Annotated in this window: 17 protein-coding genes; 11 read left to right on the top strand and 6 right to left on the bottom strand. The window is 66.9% G+C overall.

The features are described from left to right. Positions 1 to 335 precede the first annotated feature (335 nt). Positions 336 to 2135 carry an alpha/beta hydrolase gene (locus tag FHS44_RS42375; protein ID WP_184716815.1) on the top strand — a complete coding sequence of 600 codons (1800 nt, stop codon included), beginning with the start codon at positions 336 to 338 and terminating at the stop codon, positions 2133 to 2135. Positions 2136 to 2191: 56 nt separating this feature from the next. Next, positions 2192 to 2674 carry a hypothetical protein gene (locus tag FHS44_RS19830; RefSeq protein ID WP_184716813.1) on the top strand — a complete coding sequence of 161 codons (483 nt, stop codon included), beginning with the start codon at positions 2192 to 2194 and terminating at the stop codon, positions 2672 to 2674. Positions 2675 to 2716: 42 nt separating this feature from the next. On the opposite strand, the gene FHS44_RS19825 is transcribed toward FHS44_RS19830, so the two are convergent. Both FHS44_RS19825 and FHS44_RS19820 read right to left on the bottom strand, forming a co-directional pair. Then, positions 2717 to 4102 (bottom strand): hypothetical protein, encoded by a 1386-nt coding sequence (locus tag FHS44_RS19825; protein WP_221461090.1) that lies wholly within the window; start codon positions 4100 to 4102, stop codon positions 2717 to 2719. Positions 4103 to 4764: 662 nt separating this feature from the next. Then, the gene (locus FHS44_RS19820; RefSeq protein WP_184716810.1) at positions 4765 to 5469 is read right to left on the bottom strand and encodes a RibD family protein; all 705 of its coding nucleotides are present in this window, start codon (positions 5467 to 5469) and stop codon (positions 4765 to 4767) included. A gap of 150 nt (positions 5470 to 5619) precedes the next feature. Here FHS44_RS19820 and FHS44_RS19815 point away from each other — a divergent pair, with 150 nt between their 5' ends. After that, on the top strand, positions 5620 to 5976 hold the full coding sequence (locus tag FHS44_RS19815; protein ID WP_184716808.1) for a hypothetical protein: 357 nt from the start codon (positions 5620 to 5622) through the stop codon (positions 5974 to 5976). A gap of 2 nt (positions 5977 to 5978) precedes the next feature. Then, a complete protein-coding gene (locus FHS44_RS19810; protein ID WP_184716806.1) occupies positions 5979 to 6614 on the top strand; it encodes an O-methyltransferase in 636 nt (211 codons plus the stop codon). Here FHS44_RS19810 and FHS44_RS19805 read toward each other — a convergent pair. Then, positions 6592 to 7227 carry a GNAT family N-acetyltransferase gene (locus tag FHS44_RS19805; RefSeq protein ID WP_184716804.1) on the bottom strand — a complete coding sequence of 212 codons (636 nt, stop codon included), beginning with the start codon at positions 7225 to 7227 and terminating at the stop codon, positions 6592 to 6594. The genes FHS44_RS19810 and FHS44_RS19805 overlap by 23 nt on opposite strands. A gap of 245 nt (positions 7228 to 7472) precedes the next feature. Between FHS44_RS19805 and FHS44_RS19800 the strand changes: the two genes are divergently transcribed. The 3 genes from FHS44_RS19800 (at position 7473) to FHS44_RS19790 (ending at position 9715) form a co-directional block, all read left to right on the top strand. Then, positions 7473 to 8609 (top strand): GH25 family lysozyme, encoded by a 1137-nt coding sequence (locus FHS44_RS19800; RefSeq protein ID WP_184716802.1) that lies wholly within the window; start codon positions 7473 to 7475, stop codon positions 8607 to 8609. A gap of 73 nt (positions 8610 to 8682) precedes the next feature. Further along, the gene (locus FHS44_RS19795) at positions 8683 to 9285 is read left to right on the top strand and encodes a PadR family transcriptional regulator (protein WP_184716800.1); all 603 of its coding nucleotides are present in this window, start codon (positions 8683 to 8685) and stop codon (positions 9283 to 9285) included. Next, complete coding sequence (locus tag FHS44_RS19790; protein ID WP_184716798.1) at positions 9263 to 9715, top strand: hypothetical protein; 453 nt, start codon at positions 9263 to 9265, stop codon at positions 9713 to 9715. Before FHS44_RS19795 ends, FHS44_RS19790 begins: the two co-directional genes overlap by 23 nt. A gap of 70 nt (positions 9716 to 9785) precedes the next feature. On the opposite strand, the gene FHS44_RS19785 is transcribed toward FHS44_RS19790, so the two are convergent. Continuing rightward, positions 9786 to 10271: a hypothetical protein gene (locus FHS44_RS19785; RefSeq protein ID WP_184716796.1), complete on the bottom strand. Its 486-nt coding sequence runs from the start codon at positions 10269 to 10271 to the stop codon at positions 9786 to 9788. Positions 10272 to 10564: 293 nt separating this feature from the next. Between FHS44_RS19785 and FHS44_RS19780 the strand changes: the two genes are divergently transcribed. Next, a complete protein-coding gene (locus FHS44_RS19780) occupies positions 10565 to 11104 on the top strand; it encodes a peptidylprolyl isomerase (RefSeq protein WP_184716795.1) in 540 nt (179 codons plus the stop codon). 163 nt (positions 11105 to 11267) lie between these two features. Beyond that, entirely contained in the window at positions 11268 to 12143 is an 876-nt protein-coding gene (locus FHS44_RS19775) for a rhomboid family intramembrane serine protease (RefSeq protein ID WP_184716792.1), read from the top strand. 57 nt (positions 12144 to 12200) lie between these two features. On the opposite strand, the gene FHS44_RS19770 is transcribed toward FHS44_RS19775, so the two are convergent. Next, on the bottom strand, positions 12201 to 12446 hold the full coding sequence (locus FHS44_RS19770) for a cell division protein CrgA (protein ID WP_184716790.1): 246 nt from the start codon (positions 12444 to 12446) through the stop codon (positions 12201 to 12203). Between the two features lie 206 nt (positions 12447 to 12652). Between FHS44_RS19770 and FHS44_RS19765 the strand changes: the two genes are divergently transcribed. Both FHS44_RS19765 and FHS44_RS19760 read left to right on the top strand, forming a co-directional pair. After that, positions 12653 to 13303, top strand: coding sequence for a class E sortase (locus FHS44_RS19765; protein ID WP_184716788.1), 651 nt, complete (start codon positions 12653 to 12655; stop codon positions 13301 to 13303). A gap of 9 nt (positions 13304 to 13312) precedes the next feature. Further along, positions 13313 to 13471, top strand: a complete 159-nt coding sequence (locus FHS44_RS19760) for a hypothetical protein (RefSeq protein WP_184716786.1) — start codon at positions 13313 to 13315, stop codon at positions 13469 to 13471. Between the two features lie 177 nt (positions 13472 to 13648). On the opposite strand, the gene pknB is transcribed toward FHS44_RS19760, so the two are convergent. After that, a complete protein-coding gene (gene pknB / locus FHS44_RS19755) occupies positions 13649 to 15511 on the bottom strand; it encodes a Stk1 family PASTA domain-containing Ser/Thr kinase (protein ID WP_184716784.1) in 1863 nt (620 codons plus the stop codon). Between the last annotated feature and the right edge of the window lie 19 nt (positions 15512 to 15530).

Below are 15530 nucleotides of genomic sequence, written 5' to 3'. Positions count from 1 at the left end.
CGCCCGAAGGCGCCCCGGTGATCGACAACGAACTGGAAACGGCTCACCGGTTCTTCTCCGGCGAAATACTTGGCCACCCGGCTCGGGATGCTCACTCTGAGCTTCAGCGCGTCGCTGGTGATAATAGGCCGTTTGTCGGCTTCCTGGCCTCCAGCATGCGATCAAAAGTGACTTGAGGGTGACCCGGTATCGGTCACAACTGATCGACGGCTACCTGACCTGGACCGGTCTTCAAGCCATCGCAACATCGCGAAATAGAGATTAGTAATCGGATTATTGATCATCTAGTATTTTTTTGGTGAAATTGCTCGGTGACGAATCCGAGTGAGGCCTCTGTGGCGGCGCCGTTGCTCGCCGCGTACCGCACGGTCGCCGAACTCGCAGAAACCCATGCCTCGGCACTGGACAAGGCCGCCCAGAGTATGGCGGCGAGTGCCTGGGTGGGAGGTGGGGCGCCTCGGTTCGGTGAGGAGCTGATAGAACGGCGCAGGCGATTACAGGCGGCCTTCGAGCAGACGCTCACAGAGATCGCCGACCTGATCGCCAAGAGAGGGGAGACACCACCCCGGCCGCCCCGCCTCTCCTCGACGATCGAGGTCGCCACCGCCACACGAGCCGCGTTCGCCGGGATGGACGTCGAGGCGATGGAGCGCTTAACGGCGGAGCTGGACCGCGCCGGTCACACGCTGCCCGAAGCGGGATCGCGGTTGAACGCCGAGTGCTCGGCGGCATGCGTGGCGGCGACGGCCGGCCGTACGGTCGGGGAGGCAGGCACATGGGCCGCTACCCAGGCCGGTGAACTGCGCAAGCGCATGGAGGTCATCAAGCAGACGGGCCCGGACCTCTTCGCGAGTGGAGGCGGAGACATGGGCGCGGACCTGGCCACCGGACTGGTGGGATACGGGCTGTTTGGCGCCTTCGCCCCAGACGCCAACGGAGCCGGGACCCTGCTGGCCCAGGCGCGGACGGGCGACCCCAAGACCCTCGGCAAGGTGCTGGAACTGCAGCGGCAGGACAAGGACGCAGGTCTGGCCGGACGGGTCGGTGCCTGGTGGCGGATGCTGGATCCCGCCGCCCGCCAGCGGCTGATTGACAAGGCGCCGGGTGTGGTCGGCTCCCTCAACGGTCTCCCCTCCGCCACCCGTGACTCGGCCAATCGGGCCTTCCTCTCCCTTGAGGAGAAGCGGCTCCGGGAGGAACGCGCCGAGTTGCTCAAGAAGCAGGACGCACTTCGTCCGCCGCCCGGTCGCTTCATGGGAGTCGGAGGAAAGACCGCTCTGGGGACCAAGATCGCGGAGTACTCCACCATGCTGGCTCGGGTTGAGGCGGTGAAGGCCGCCCGCGCCGACGGAGGCCGCAACGGTCGGCCCCCGGCGCTGTTGCTGGCTTTCGACGCGACCGGACAGGGCCGGGCGGTGGTCTCCTACGGTGATCCGGACACGGCCAATCACGTCACGACGTACGTTCCCGGTTTCACTACCACGATCGAGGGGGGAGGTGGCGACTTCAAACGCGCGCTGACCACCTGGGACCAGGCTTACAGGTTGAGTCCTGGGAAGCGGACCGCCTCCATCGCCTGGCTCGGTTACGACGCTCCCCAGATGGGTCAGGTTTTCACTCCGGGCCATACGGTGGCTTTCAAGGGAGCCGCGGAGAGCGGTGCGAAGGAGCTGGCCTCCTTCGTGGACGGGCTGCGTGCCTCCCACGCCCCCGACGTCCCGGCCAACCTGACCATGGTGGGGCACAGTTACGGTTCGCTGACCACGGGCCAGGCCGCCGTGCGGCGCCCCTTCGGTAAGCTCGCCGACGATCTGGTGTTCGTCGGAAGCCCCGGCCTCGGAGTCGATCATGCCCGCGACCTGGGAGTGGATCCGGCGCACGTGTGGATCGGCGGGGCACCTGACGACTTCGTAGCACAGATCGGGGCGTTCGGTGAGGACCCTTACGCGCCCAAATTCGGCGCCAGACATTTCACCGTCGAACCCGGAGGGCATTCAGCCTATTGGGATGACAGATCAGAGTCGCTGCGAAATATCGGCTCTGTCGTGGTAGGTGAATACGAATCAGTGAAGATTCCTCCAGCGCCGGATCTGGCTCTTATGAAGTACCTGCAACAGCCGGTTCCTTCAGAGTGATCGACTGGTTTCCAGGAGGAAATATGAGATGGCGTCGAACGTTAGCGGTGTTTGTCGTGCTGGTGGTGCTCGGTGGGCTCGGCGGTTGCGCAAGGAGTGATTCCATGACAGATGGTGGGTCCAAGCTGACGGAGGCTCAGGCCACGGCCCGAGTTGAGGAGCTGATCCGGCAGGTGGTTTCCGGGATAACCCCGAAGCCTCGGATGGAGCTTATCCCTACGAGCTTGGCCGAGCATCCTTGCATTCCGAATGAGGGAAGTGCTCTGACAGGAGAGATCTATGTCGTGCGGTCGTATCACTTGAAAGACCTGCCCAAGGACGGTCTTTCTGCAGTGGCGGAGAAGATCCGAGGCAACTGGGAGAGTGCGGGTCATAAGATCACGATGACGTACAGATTCGACGAGGGGGAACCGCGTCTTTCCGGAGAGACGAGTGACGGTTTCGGCCTCGCTCTTGACTCCACCGTTGAGAAGGAACTCGCGTTGCTGGTGCAGTCGCCGTGTTTCCGTCCCTCCACCTCACCTTCGGCCACCCCGTGATCTGTGAACGGTTGTATGCTCCGGCAGCCGAGACGCCGGTGGTCAGAGACGTAGGAGGCGAATCGCCAGGACGGTTCCGTCCTCGTGAACCGAGACGGGGCCTTCCCATTTCTCATCCCATATCTGCACAGGCCAGGTTCCGCGTCTGTCGTATATTTCCCTGCGGTACTGCTCGACTCTTCCCGGCAGCGGTCTCTTGTCCTTTGCCTGCGGAGAGAGGAGGGCGAACAGATCCTGCGCGACTCCGGAGAACGCCTCCACACGCTTGTCATTCAGTCGGAAGACGTGATCCGTACCGACGAAAGGGATGCCGAGCAGTTCGTAGGCCGCGTCCTTGACGCTTCCTGTCGTGGGGTGCGCGAGCCCGGCGGTATAGCGCTTGCTTCCCTGGCGTGTGGTCAAGTACTGGGCGATGGCGTCACCGTCACCGGCGAAGGCTGCCACCCCGGCCGTGGCTGTCCGTGCCAGGACATGATGGAACCAGGGATAACGCTGGAACTGGACATGGAATCCAGGTTCGGAATCCGGGACTTCATCCCCTTCAGATGGAGGCTGGACTCCCGGCATGATGTTCGCGTCTTCGGCGGCGTTGTCCAGGTTCTTCAGTGGATACTCGGGGAGAGCGGGTGGTCGACCACCTTCTCCAGAGGTATGGAGGCAGTGGGTCGTGACGGGACCTTCCGCCGAAAACTCCGTACTGAAGATGAAGCAGGGGGCCTGACCCCACGTTCCGATGTGCATAGCCTCCACGTGGGCCGAGCATGCCGCGAGCTGTTTGTAGGAATCGGATCCGCGGCCATGATTTCCCTTGATCCCCATCGAGTAGACCAATGATGGTTCACCTGGTTTCCAGACCTCCGCGAAGAAGTCGGGCTGGTACGGATAACCCAACGATCTTTTTGGCCATCCAGCCCGGATGACGATGTCTGCGCTGACGATCGATACGAAATGATCCGGGTGACGTTGCCCGAGAACGTGCCTGGCCAGCGCCAGGGCGAACCCCTGTGCCAGCTCGCGTGACTGGAGCTGCTTGTAGTACCGGGCTATGCCCTTCCCCTCGCTGGACAATCGTATGTACGTTTCGGGGACAGAGGTCAGCGCCTGACTGTACTTAAGGCTTCCCCAGTGCTCCGCCAGGCCACGGCCGGCGCCTTGACGAGACAACGAGAGAGCGTGGGCGAGGTTGTGCAGTAGATGCCACGGGGCCAACTGTAGTGACTTCCTGACCTCTGAACCTGGGAGGGCGATCAGGCCGCTCTTCCGGCGAAGTGGCCGATCACCTTTCTCTTTTCGTTTCTTGTCATCCTTCGCTGCTGCCGTCTCCACACTGCCGACCAGCGCCGGAGTTGAGTGAATCGCTATGGCCGATGACTGCACCAACTCCCGTAACACGTCCTCTGCGGACTTTCTCGCCGGCTTCAACCTCACCCCTCCCGTACGTGCAACCAGTACACACATGAGCTTGTCATCGAAGAGCGAAAGATCCTCTAACCGGACGGAGAGTGTTCTTTAACCCCTACCCTGATCGTCCTTGAGGTGTCGAAGGGCAGCTTCCATGATCATCGGTCAGGTCGCCTGGGGTGACCCAACCGAGCAGTGGGGGCAGAGAATATCTTTTGAGAAATTTCTCCTACCTGGAATGCCCTCGGAGGTGACATGCGGCGCGGAGGTTCCGCTGGCGGTGGTCTCGGGGCGGACTCGAATTCGACGCCAAGGATTTCACTGTCGAACCCGGGCGGCGATCTGGTTATTGGAAGGCCGGATCGAACTCCCTGGATGGCGTCGGGTTCGTTGCGATCGATAACCTTGGGAAGTCGAATAAGGTTTCGATGCCAGATCTTTCCTTGATAGGATATCTGGGACGATCAATTTCTTCGGTCGGATTACCCTCTCCTGAGGGCGCTCTGCGACACGATTTTTTCGCACGTCGATGACCTCGCTCATGGCCGATGTTGGCGCGTGATGGTGTGAGGGGTTTCATATGCTCTGGGATGAGTTCTCGAACTGTTTGCTGGATAACTGTGGCACCACAAGAGGATCAGCGATGAACGCGATCAGTTTTGCCTTCTGAGGCCGTTCTTGCGGAGCCGTCAGATACCCGTGCCGGTCTCGATGCCCGGCGTCCTGACGGGTTGGTAGCGGGCGAGGATGACGTCGCCGATCGGGCGCACTTCGAGGAGGCGCATCCGGTTCCTCGCGTTCTGGGGGAAGTGCGAGGGGTTGACGAAGCGGGGGGCGGCGGGGTCGCCGACGAGGAACGGGGCGATGACGACGTGTAGTTCGTCCACGAGGTCCGCCGCGAGGAACAGGGTGTGGACAGTGCCGCCGCCCTCGACCATGAGGCGTTCCACCCCCCGTTCGGCGAGGTCGGCGAGGACGATGTCCAGGTCGAGTGGGTCCCCGGCGTCGACGACCGGGGCGGCCTCGGCGAGGGCGTCCCGCTGGACGGACACGTCCGGGGTCGCGGCGTAGACGACCTTGGCGGTTTCGCCGGTGGTGAAGAGCCTCGCGGCCGGGTCGAGGGGCCGACGCCCGGCGATGACGGCCCTGAGGGGAGACTCGGGACGGCCCTCGGCCACCCGGGCCGCGCGGCGACGGTCGGCGCGGACCAGGAGTCGCGGATCGTCGGCGCGGACGGTGCCGGCGCCGACGAGGATGGCGTCACAGGTGGCGCGTACGGCGTCCACCCGGTCGAAGTCCTCGTCGTTGGACAGCAGCAGCCGTTCGGGCGTCGCGTCGTCGATGTAACCGTCAAGCGACATGGCCACCGACGCCAGCACAAACGGCCTGGTCACACGGCCCCCCGAAACGTTCTCACCGCTCACTCACAAACACACGCTACCTCCCACGATGAGGCTGGACGGAATAGCTCATCGCGCAAAATGGCCAAATATCTGGTTTGTTAATCCGTGGTGGGGTTTGCGGCATTCGCCTATTCTGGCGGGGTGATCGAGTTGGGTTCACGAGAGCGCAGGCAGCCCCCGCCTCCCAGGGTCGTGTGGGAGAGCCTGTCCAACCCGCAGCTCCCCGGCGCCAGGAAGTGGCTCGAACTGCTGCCCGACGAGATCGGGCCCCGGGTGCTCCGCTCGGTCGAGCCGGAGCTGGTGGTCTGGTCGTCGCTCTGGCCGACCAGGCTCGGTGACGAGATCCGCTTCGACCTGGCACCGGCCGGCGGGGAGACTTCGCTGCGCTGGACGTTGCTGACCCCCGAGGAGCCCCCCGCGCACGAGGTGGTCAGCCACATGCGCTACCGCCTCAACTTCCTGATCAACGCCCAGCTCCGTTACTCCTACGGGCAGTAGGAATGGCACAGGACGGGACGGAGTCCTACCGGGGGCTCGATCTTCCCCCGCTGGTCGCCAGGGCGGTCGAGCTGGCCGACCGGCAGGGCTTCCCCTTCTCCTGCCGTCCCGAGCAGGGACGCCTGCTGCGGGTGCTCGCGGGCGGGGCCTCCTCCGTCGCGGAGACGGGCACCGGATACGGGGTCGGGCTGGCCTGGCTCGCCACCGGCGCGCCCCCGGGGGCCACGATCCTCAGCGTCGAGCGCGACCTCGACCGGGTGCGGGCGGTGCGGGAGCTGTTCGCGGACGTGCCCGGTGTCACGGTCGTCCACGGCGACTGGGAGGCGATCCACGACCGCGCGCCGTACGACCTGGTGGTTCTTGACGGGGGCGGGGCGGGCAAGGGTGGGGCGGCGGCCGACCCCGCGCGGTTGCTCACCCCCGGTGGGACACTCGTGGTCGACGACTTCACCCCCGCCAGGCGATGGCCGATCCTGCACGAGGGCGAGCCCGACCTGGCCCGGCTGCACTGGCTCGACCATCCGCTGCTCGACGCCGTCGAACTGCGCCTGGCCGCCGACCTGGCCGCGGTCGTCGCCGTCAGGACGTTGAACCACCGCCCACCGGCGACGACGATCACCGATTCAGCCGGTCCCTGAGCGACGACCGGACCTTCGGCCACTCCTCGGTGAGGATCGAGTAGTAGGCGGTGTTCCTGACCGTGCCGTCCACGGCCCTGGCGTGCGCGCGCCGTACCCCCTCGAACTGACCGCCGAGACGCTCGATCGACCTGCGGGAGCGCTCGTTGCGGGCGTCGGTCTTGAGGGTGACCCGCAGGACCTCCCACACCTCGAAGGCGTGGCCGAGCATGAGGAGCTTGGCCTCGGCGTTGCATCCCGTCCGCTGCGCGGAGGCGGCCAGCCACGTGCTGCCGATCTCGGCCACGCTGGGCACCCCTTCGGCACGCGGGACCGTACGGCCAGGCGGCCAGGAAGGCGGCCAGGACCAGTAGTCGAGGTCGAGGAAGCGGGAGGTTCCGACGACCCTCCCCGAGGAGAGGTCGCGGATCGCGAAGGGGAGCGCCCATCCGGTCCGCTGGTCGTCGAGGGCCGACCGGACGTAGGCGCTCATCGCCGTCTCGTCCCGGGGCACCCGGGTGAAGTCGTAGGTCTCACGGGACTCGGTGGCGGCGGCGACGAGACCGCCGACGTGCTCGGCGGCGAGCGGCTCAAGGCACACGCGTTCACCCCGCAGGGTCACAGGCTCAGGCACATGATCATCCTAGGTGGTCCCCCTTTCCGGACAGATTGGGAATTCACCGGAAACTCGAAGGGCCTTTTCGGGAAAGGCCATTCACATGCCGAAACTCCGAACCGTGAACCCCCAGGTTGGTATTCTCCCGGTGACATTCCTCCAAGAAAGACGCCATCTCCCGTGCCATTCGTTCCCGGCCCTTGCGATCCTTGGGGGCATCGGTCAGGATCTTGCCCGGTACCACGCGAGGGTGAGGGATTCACGTGAAACGTCTGCCTCTGATGATCGCCCTCGTCGTGGCCGGAACCTTTGTCCCCGGTACGGCTGACGCCGTCGGGCCGGTCGAGCCGATGCCTGGCACGCTCCAGGAGATCCGCGGGGTCGACGTCAGCAACTGGACGGGCCAGATCGACTGGCCGTCCGTCATCGGGGGCGGCGGCACGTTCGCCTTCGTCTACGCCTCCGAGGGCACGACCTTCCGCAACCCCCTGTTCGCCGCGCAGGAGGGTGGCGCGGCCGGGGCCGGGCTGTTCCGGGGGGCCTACCACTTCGCCCAGCCGCACGAGTCGGGCGGCGCCGAGCAGGCCGACTTCTTCGTCGACAACGGCGGAGGCTGGAGCGCCGACGGCCGGACCCTGCCGGGTGTGCTCGACATCGAGGACAATCCCTACGCCAACCGGAACGGCCTCGACAACTGCTACGGCCTCGACCGGGAGCGGACGGTCGGCTGGCTGAAGGACTTCACCGCGCGGTACCGCGAGCGGACCGGGCGGGACGCGATCATCTACACCACCACCGACTGGTGGCGGAACTGCACGGGCGACTCCTCGGCCTTCGGCCGCAACCCGCTCTGGCTCGCCCGCTGGGGAGCCGAACCCGGCCCCCTCCCTTCGGGCTGGCTGCGGCAGACCTTCTGGCAGTCCGCGGACAGCGGGTCGCTCCCGGGAGGACAGAACGTCTTCAACGGCTCGTTGACGGAGCTGAGGATGCTCGCCCAGCCCCCGGCCGAACTGGCCGCCGCGGGCAGGCCGATCGGCAGAGGCGGCTACGGCGTCACGGTCCTCAACACCGGGTCGATCCCGGCGACCAGGGTCTCGGTGGTCGGCAGGACCTTCGGCGGGCGGCGGATCACCGGGGCGAGCCCCGGGTGCCGCTTCAGCGGCAGGGCGGTGCGGTGCACGATCGAGGAGCTGCGGCCACAGGGTACGGCGGAGCTGACGTTCGCCACCGAGCACACCAAACCGGCCAAACCGGCCAAGCCCGCCAAGAAGGCTGAGCCGTACAGGCAGGAGATCGTCCCTGACGCCGTGGAGCCGGAGACCCCGCGGGCCGAGGAGCCGGAGGAAGGGATGAAGGTCACCATCGGCACGGTGATGGTGACCATCGACGACCGGAACTGACCCCCACGAGGGATCGTACGGCGCGCCTCCATAGTGCATACTGCAATAAAGAAGCACGCACCATGGAGGTGTGATGGCACGCGGCCCCGACCTGGTCGGACTGACCGTGCTCGCGCTGCTCTCGGTCAGGCCGAGTCATCCGTACGAGCTGCACCGCATGATCCTGGACACGCACAAGGACTACGTGACCGGCCTGCCGCGCAGCCTCTACCACGCGATCGACCGGCTGGCCGGGGAGGAGCTGATCGTCCCCGTCGAGACGAGCAGGCAGGGCCGCAGGCCGGAGCGGACGGTCTACCGGCTCACCGACGAGGGCAGGGCAGAGCTGACCACCCGGCTCAGACGCCTGCTTGAGGAGCCGGGGCCGGACACGCGCGCCCTGACCGCCGCGCTCTCCCTCATCGGGGGCCTGCCGGTGCGCGAGGCGGAGCGGGCGCTGCTGACCCGCGCCGCCGTCCTGGAGAGCGCCGTCTTCGCCTGCGACGCGCACCTGAGGAACCTGAGGGACAACGGGCTGCCCCCGCTGCTGACGCTGGAGCTCGAATGCGAGCGCGCCCTGCGCGGCGCGGAGCTCGACTGGGTGCGCGGCGTCCTTGACCGGCTCGCGTCGGGGGAACTGGCCTGGCCGGACCACACCGCTTCAGGAGGTACGGATGGGCAAGACCCTGCTGTATGAGATCTCGGGCGTGGTCGAGGCACCGCCCGACCGGGTCGGACGGCTGATCCTGACCGTCAGGCCGGGCCCCGTCGGCCAGGACAACGCCTGGCTGTTCGCCGAGCACGGCGGCACGGTCGAGGGAGGTCCGGGACGCTTCGTCCTGAGGACGCCCGCCCACGCGATGACCGTCGAGGTGACCGACACGACCCTGGCCGCCCAGGGCGGCTGGTGGTACCGAGGGGAGCACACCGTCGAGCCGCACCCCGAGGGCACCCTCCTCGTCCACCGCGTCTTCAACGTCGCCGAACGGAGACGCTGGGCCGTACCGCTGGCCAACCGGTTCTTCGCCGGGTTCGGCGACAGGACGAGGGACGGCTTCGCGCGGGGACTGCGCCGCGTCGGCCACGAACTCGGCTGCGGGACGCGCCTGCTCAGAACCTCCCGCTGAGCCGTACGGCCCGCGGCTCGAAAAGCGGTCCGCGCCGGAGAACCGGCGCGGACCGCTCAACACGACAAGGTCAGGACAGTTTCCTGGACGCCTGGTCCGCCTTGTGCTCGGCCTTGTCTCCGAGCTTGCCGGCCTTGTCCTCGACCTTCGAGGCGGTCTCGTCCGTCACGTCGGAGACCTTCTCCGAGGTGGAGCGTGCCTTGTCCGACGCCCACCGGGAGGCGTCCGCCGCGTTCTCCTTCATGGCGTCGCTCCACTGCTCCGAGTTCTTGCGGTAGAGCGCGAAACCGACCGCGCCGATCGCGAGACCCGTGAGCAGCAGAAGTGTCGGCCACTTCCTGGATCTGGCGGGTGGCCGAGGATCGACCTTGTTCGCCGCCTGGGACAGCAGCGCGCTGACCTTGGGCGCTATCTGCTCCTCGAACGAGTGCGCCGCGGCGTCCAGCTTCGGCGCCGCCCACTCTCTCGCCACATAGAGCTTGTCACCGGCGCTGCCACGCGCGTAGGCGGCGGCGTCGCGAGCGTGACCGGCGGCCTCGCGGGCCTGGGTGGCCATCGGACCGACCCTTTCTGAGGCGAGGTCACCGACACGGGTGACCTGAGCCTTCACCTGGTTCAGTCGAGTGTCCGGAATCACGATCGCCTGACGCTTTCCAAATAGTGTAAGAGGCACGTTAACCTCCCCAGTTGTCTGGGCCCCGTTGCGTCCCCTTCCCGCTCGAAGGCGGATCAATCATCGCTGGTCGTGGGAGGATGCTGGATGGACCGGCTACCGCCGAGGCCACTGAGGCGCCATAAAACTGCACATCGCAGAGGTTTTGACCAACGACAAGAAGGGGGAGCCCGATCGTGGCTGAGAAGTTGATCGCGACCCTGAACACCAATCGTGGCACGGTGAAGATCCAGCTCTTCCCGGACCACGCGCCCAAGACGGTGCGCAACTTCGTCGAACTGGCGGAGGGCACCCGCGAGTGGGTGCACCCGGAGACCGGGGAGAAGCAGCAGAACACCAAGCTCTACGACGGCACGATCTTCCACCGGGTCATCGACAATTTCATGATCCAGGGCGGTGACCCGCTGGGCCAGGGCGTCGGCGGCCCGGGTTACAAGTTCGACGACGAGATCCACCCGGATCTGTACTTCAACCGTCCCTACCTGTTCGCCATGGCGAACGCGGGCATCGTCGGCGGCCGGGGCACCAACGGCTCGCAGTTCTTCATCACCGTGGTCCCCACGCCGCACCTGAACGGCAGGCACACCATCTTCGGTGAGGTCGTCGAGGGCCAGGACGTCGTCGACGCCATCGCCAAGACCAGGACCGGCGCCAACGACCGGCCCGTCGAGCCGGTGGTGCTGGAGTCGGTCACCATCGACCGCGTCCAGGGCTGAGGTTCCCCGTGGCCTCCCCGGGCAGGGCCCTTCCTGGGACGCCCGGGGCCGGGGAGGCCGCCGTGGCCATGCGGACGACTTTTCCCTGGTGCGTGTGCTCGGGATCATGAATAGGCTGGCAGTCTGTGGATGACAGCACGGTCGAAGGGGCCACCGAGACGCCATGACCACACCGCCACCCAGCGAGCCGGAGACGGCAGCCGTTCCCACGTGCTACCGGCACCCCGGCCGTGAGACCTACGTCCGCTGCCAGCGCTGTGACCGGCCCATCTGCCCCGACTGCATGCGCGAGGCCTCGGTCGGCTTCCAGTGCCCCGAGTGTGTCTCCGAGGGCAACAAGACCGTACGGCGGACGCAGACGGTCTTCGGCGGCAGGGCCGTCACGGCCCCAAGGGCCACCTGGACGCTGCTCGTCCTCAACGTCCTCGCCTACGTCGCGGAGACCCTCAGCCCGGGTCCGGTGATCGCCAACTTCCAGATGGACGCCGGGGCCGTCTACCACGGCGAGTGGTGGCGTCTGGTCACCGGGGCGTTCCTGCACGCGCCGCTCGCCGGTAACACGTTCATGATCACCCACATCCTGTTCAACATGTGGGCGCTGTACGTCATCGGTCCCGAGCTGGAACGGCGCCTCGGCTCACTGCGCTTCCTGGCGCTCTACCTGCTGTCCGCGCTCGGCGGGGCCGTGGCCGTCTACCTGTTCGGCATCGCCGCGGTCGGCGCCTCGGGCGCGATCTACGGCATGTTCGGCGCGCTGTTCGTGGTCTCCAGGCGCCTCGGCTACGACGCCCGGGGTGTGCTCTGGCTGATCGGCATCAACGCGGTGATCACCTTCATGGTCCCGACCATCAGCTGGCAGGGGCACCTGGGCGGTCTGATCACCGGTGCCGTGGTCGGCGGGATCCTCGCCTATGCTCCGCAGCGCAGCCGGAACGCGTTCCAGTGGGGTGGATGTGCCCTGGTGTTCGCCGCACTGGTCGCCGTGGTCCTGACGATGCCGCCCTACATCTACCAGTTGCAGCTCGGCTTCCCCGGTTGATTCGCCTATCCACACCCTGATGCTTCCCCAGGGTGTGGATAAACGCTGTGGAAAAAGCTAACGCCAGCGGGTGGACAGGACCACACCGAAGATGATGAAAACGAACCCGATCAGCAGGTTCCAGTTCTGCAGGGTGATGATCCCTGGAGCCCGGGGGGCGACGTAGTACACGGCGATCCACAGGACCCCGATGATCCAGGAGGCCACCATGACCGGCGCCAGCCAGCGCGGGCTCATCTTGACCTGCTGGGAGGTCTGCGGCGGCGTGTAAACCGCCTTCTTACGAGACTTGGACTTGGGCACTGGGGCTCTCCTGCGTCAACCCTGCGCGGTCGGATCATGCGCAGGCCGTGTCAACTAGCGTAGTCGCTGGTGGCGAAGACCCGAGTAAGAATAGTCGGGACACCCGTGACATGGCGATCCCATAGCGTGCCATAACCACGCAAACCTTGGTTCAATACCGCGATTTCCCCCCGGGGACGGCGTTTCGCCGTCAATACGGTGAGTCCGTGAGAGCCATACTGCGCGCTTTCGGGGAGACGAGCATGACCGCCGGGGTGGTCGTGCTGTTCTTCTGCGCCTACCTGCTGTGGGGGACCGGCTCCTACACGGCACGGCGGCAGGCGGAGCTGCGCGAGGGCTTCCGCGCCGCCCTCCCGGCCTTCACGGCTCCGCTCGCGCCCGAGATCCACCCCGCACGGTTGCCCGCCTGGTTCAGGAGGGGGGACGCGCTGGCGCTGCTCAGGATTCCCCGGTTCGGCGACGACTACGAGTACGCGGTGGTCGAGGGCGTCGGCTGGGACGAGTTGCGGACGGGGCCGGGACACTACCCGGGCACCGCCCTACCCGGCGAAGTAGGAAATTTCGTGCTTTCGGGCCATCGGACGACCTACGCGGCGCCGTTCAACAGGCTCGGGGAACTGCGCAGGGGCGACGAGATCGTGGTCGAGACCCGGCAGGCGGGCTACGTCTACCGGGTCACCGGTGAGCGCGTCGTCGATCCCGGCCAGACGGACGTCATCGCCCCGGTCCCCGGCATGCCCGGCCGCAGACCGACCAAGGCCGTGATCACGCTGTCCACCTGCCACCCGGAGTACTCCGCCGCCCAGCGGCTCATCGTCTTCGGCGAACTCGAACGGCGCGAGGACCGCCGAGGATAGGAGACCGTCATGTACGGCTGGCTCTGGCGTTCGCTTCCCGGCCCCCTCGTGGTCAGGGCGCTCACCGCCGTGATGCTCGCGGGGGCGACGGCGGCCTTCCTGTGGTTCGTCGTCTTCCCCTGGATCGAACCCCGCCTGCCCCTCGACCCCGCCTTCCCCGAGCGCTAGCCGTACAGAAAAAGACCGGGGGCGTGTAACGCTCTCGGTGCCCTGAACGACTAACCAGTGAGCCCTTCCGCCATCGCCCCCGAGTGGCGGAAGGGCTCTTTTCGTCTTCCGGGGGCGACAACGGGTGAGGACCCCCGCCCGAAGGCGGAGGTCCTCACGAGTGCCCAGGTCAGGGGCTCAGCCCAGCTCGCCGCCCTCGTCCGGCGGCGGCTCGAAGATCGAACCGTCGTCGGTCTCCGTCGGCTCGGGCTCCGGCTGCTGCGGGTTGTTCGTCTGGTCGTCGGGGTAGGTGGGCTGCTCGGTCGGCTGCGGGGGCTGCCCGCTGGAGACGACCAGCGTGATCGTGGTGCCGGGGTTGAGCTTGGTGCCCGCCTGGGGCCCCTGGCTGAGGACGGTGCCCTCCGGCAGGTCGCTCGGCTGCTTGACGATCTTGGGCTTGAAGCCCGCGTCCTTGAGCATCCGGGTGGCGTCCTCGACCGTGAGGTTGACCACGCCCGGCACCTCGACGGCCTCCTTGGGCACGTAGATCCGGACCGTGCTGTCCTTGGCCGCCTTCTCACCGGCCGCGGGGTCGGACTGGAACACCTTGCCCTGCGGGCGGGTGGACACCTTGGTCTGCACGCTCGCCTTGAAGCCCTTGGCCTCAAGCGCCGAGGTCGCCTCCTCGACGGTCATGTTGAGCACGTCGGGGACTTCGACCTTCTCGACACCCTTGGAGACCTTCAGCGTGACCACGCTGTTCTTGTCGACCTCGGTCTCCGCGGGCGGGTCGGTGTCGATGACGGTGTCCTTCGGCAGCTTGTCGTCGAAGGTCTCCTCGATCTTCACCTGCAGCCCGAGGTCGGTCAGCGTCTTCTTCGCCGCGGCGAGGGTCTGCGTGGCCAGCTCGGGGATCTTCACCTTCGCCGCCGCCGAGCTGCCACCGGGCGCGCTCAGGAACATGTAGCCGACGCCGATGAAGGCACCGATGATCAGCAGCGGGACCAGGATCCACGCCGCCGTCTTGATCGCGGTGTTGCCGCTCTGCTGCTGGCGGCGACGGCCGCGCTCCGGCCTGCCGCCCTCCTGCTGGCCGTACTCGTAGGGCGGGACAGTGGTGGTGCGCTGCGTCGAGGGGCCCTCGGGCGCCGGGGGCTGCTGCTGCATGGTGCGGGTGGCGCCGTAGTTGGCGTTCATGGCCGTCGTCTGGGCGTCGGTCGGCATGCCCGACATGGCCCGCTGGATGTCGGCCCGCATCTCCGCCGCGCTCTGGTAGCGCTGCGCGGGGTCCTTGGCCATCGACTTCAGCACGATGGCGTCGGCCCACTTGGGGATGTCGGGGTCGATCTGCGAGGGCGGGATCGGGTCCTCGCGCACGTGCTGGTAGGCGATCGCGACGGGGGAGTCGCCGGTGAACGGGGGCTGTCCGGTCAGCAGTTCGTACAGCACGCAGCCGGTCGAGTACAGGTCGCTGCGGGCGTCCACCCGCTCACCACGGGCCTGCTCGGGCGAGAGATACTGCGCGGTTCCGATGACCTGCGCGGTCTGCGTCATGGTCGCGGCCGAGTCGGCCATCGCGCGGGCGATGCCGAAGTCCATGACCTTGACGTCGCCGTTGCGGGTGATCATGATGTTCGCCGGCTTGATGTCCCGGTGGACGATCCCGCCGCGGTGGCTGTAGTCGAGCGCCCGCAGGATGCCGTCGACCAGCTCGGCCGCGCGCTCGGGCATCAGCCTCCGGTCGGCGCGCAGCAGGTCGCGCAGCGTGCGGCCGTCGACATACTCCATCACGATGTACGGCACCGGCGCGCCGTCCGTCACGTCCTCGCCCGTGTCGTAGACCGCGACGATGGACGGGTGGTTCAGTGACGCGGCGGACTGCGCCTCACGGCGGAAACGAGCCTGGAAGATGTGGTCCCTGGCCAGGTCCGCGCGGAGAGTCTTGATGGCGACGATCCGATCCAGCCGGATGTCTCGTGCGCGATAGACCTCGGCCATGCCGCCACGCCCGACGACGCCGTCAAGCTCGTAGCGATCGCCGAGGCGTCGGGGCTGAGTCATTTCCTGCACTGTCCCTTAC

The organism is Streptosporangium saharense, from assembly GCF_014203715.1.
Lineage (GTDB): Bacteria > Actinomycetota > Actinomycetes > Streptosporangiales > Streptosporangiaceae > Streptosporangium > Streptosporangium saharense.
Note: the sequence above shows the minus strand (reverse complement) of the source record. Positions and strands in the feature narration are given on the sequence as shown.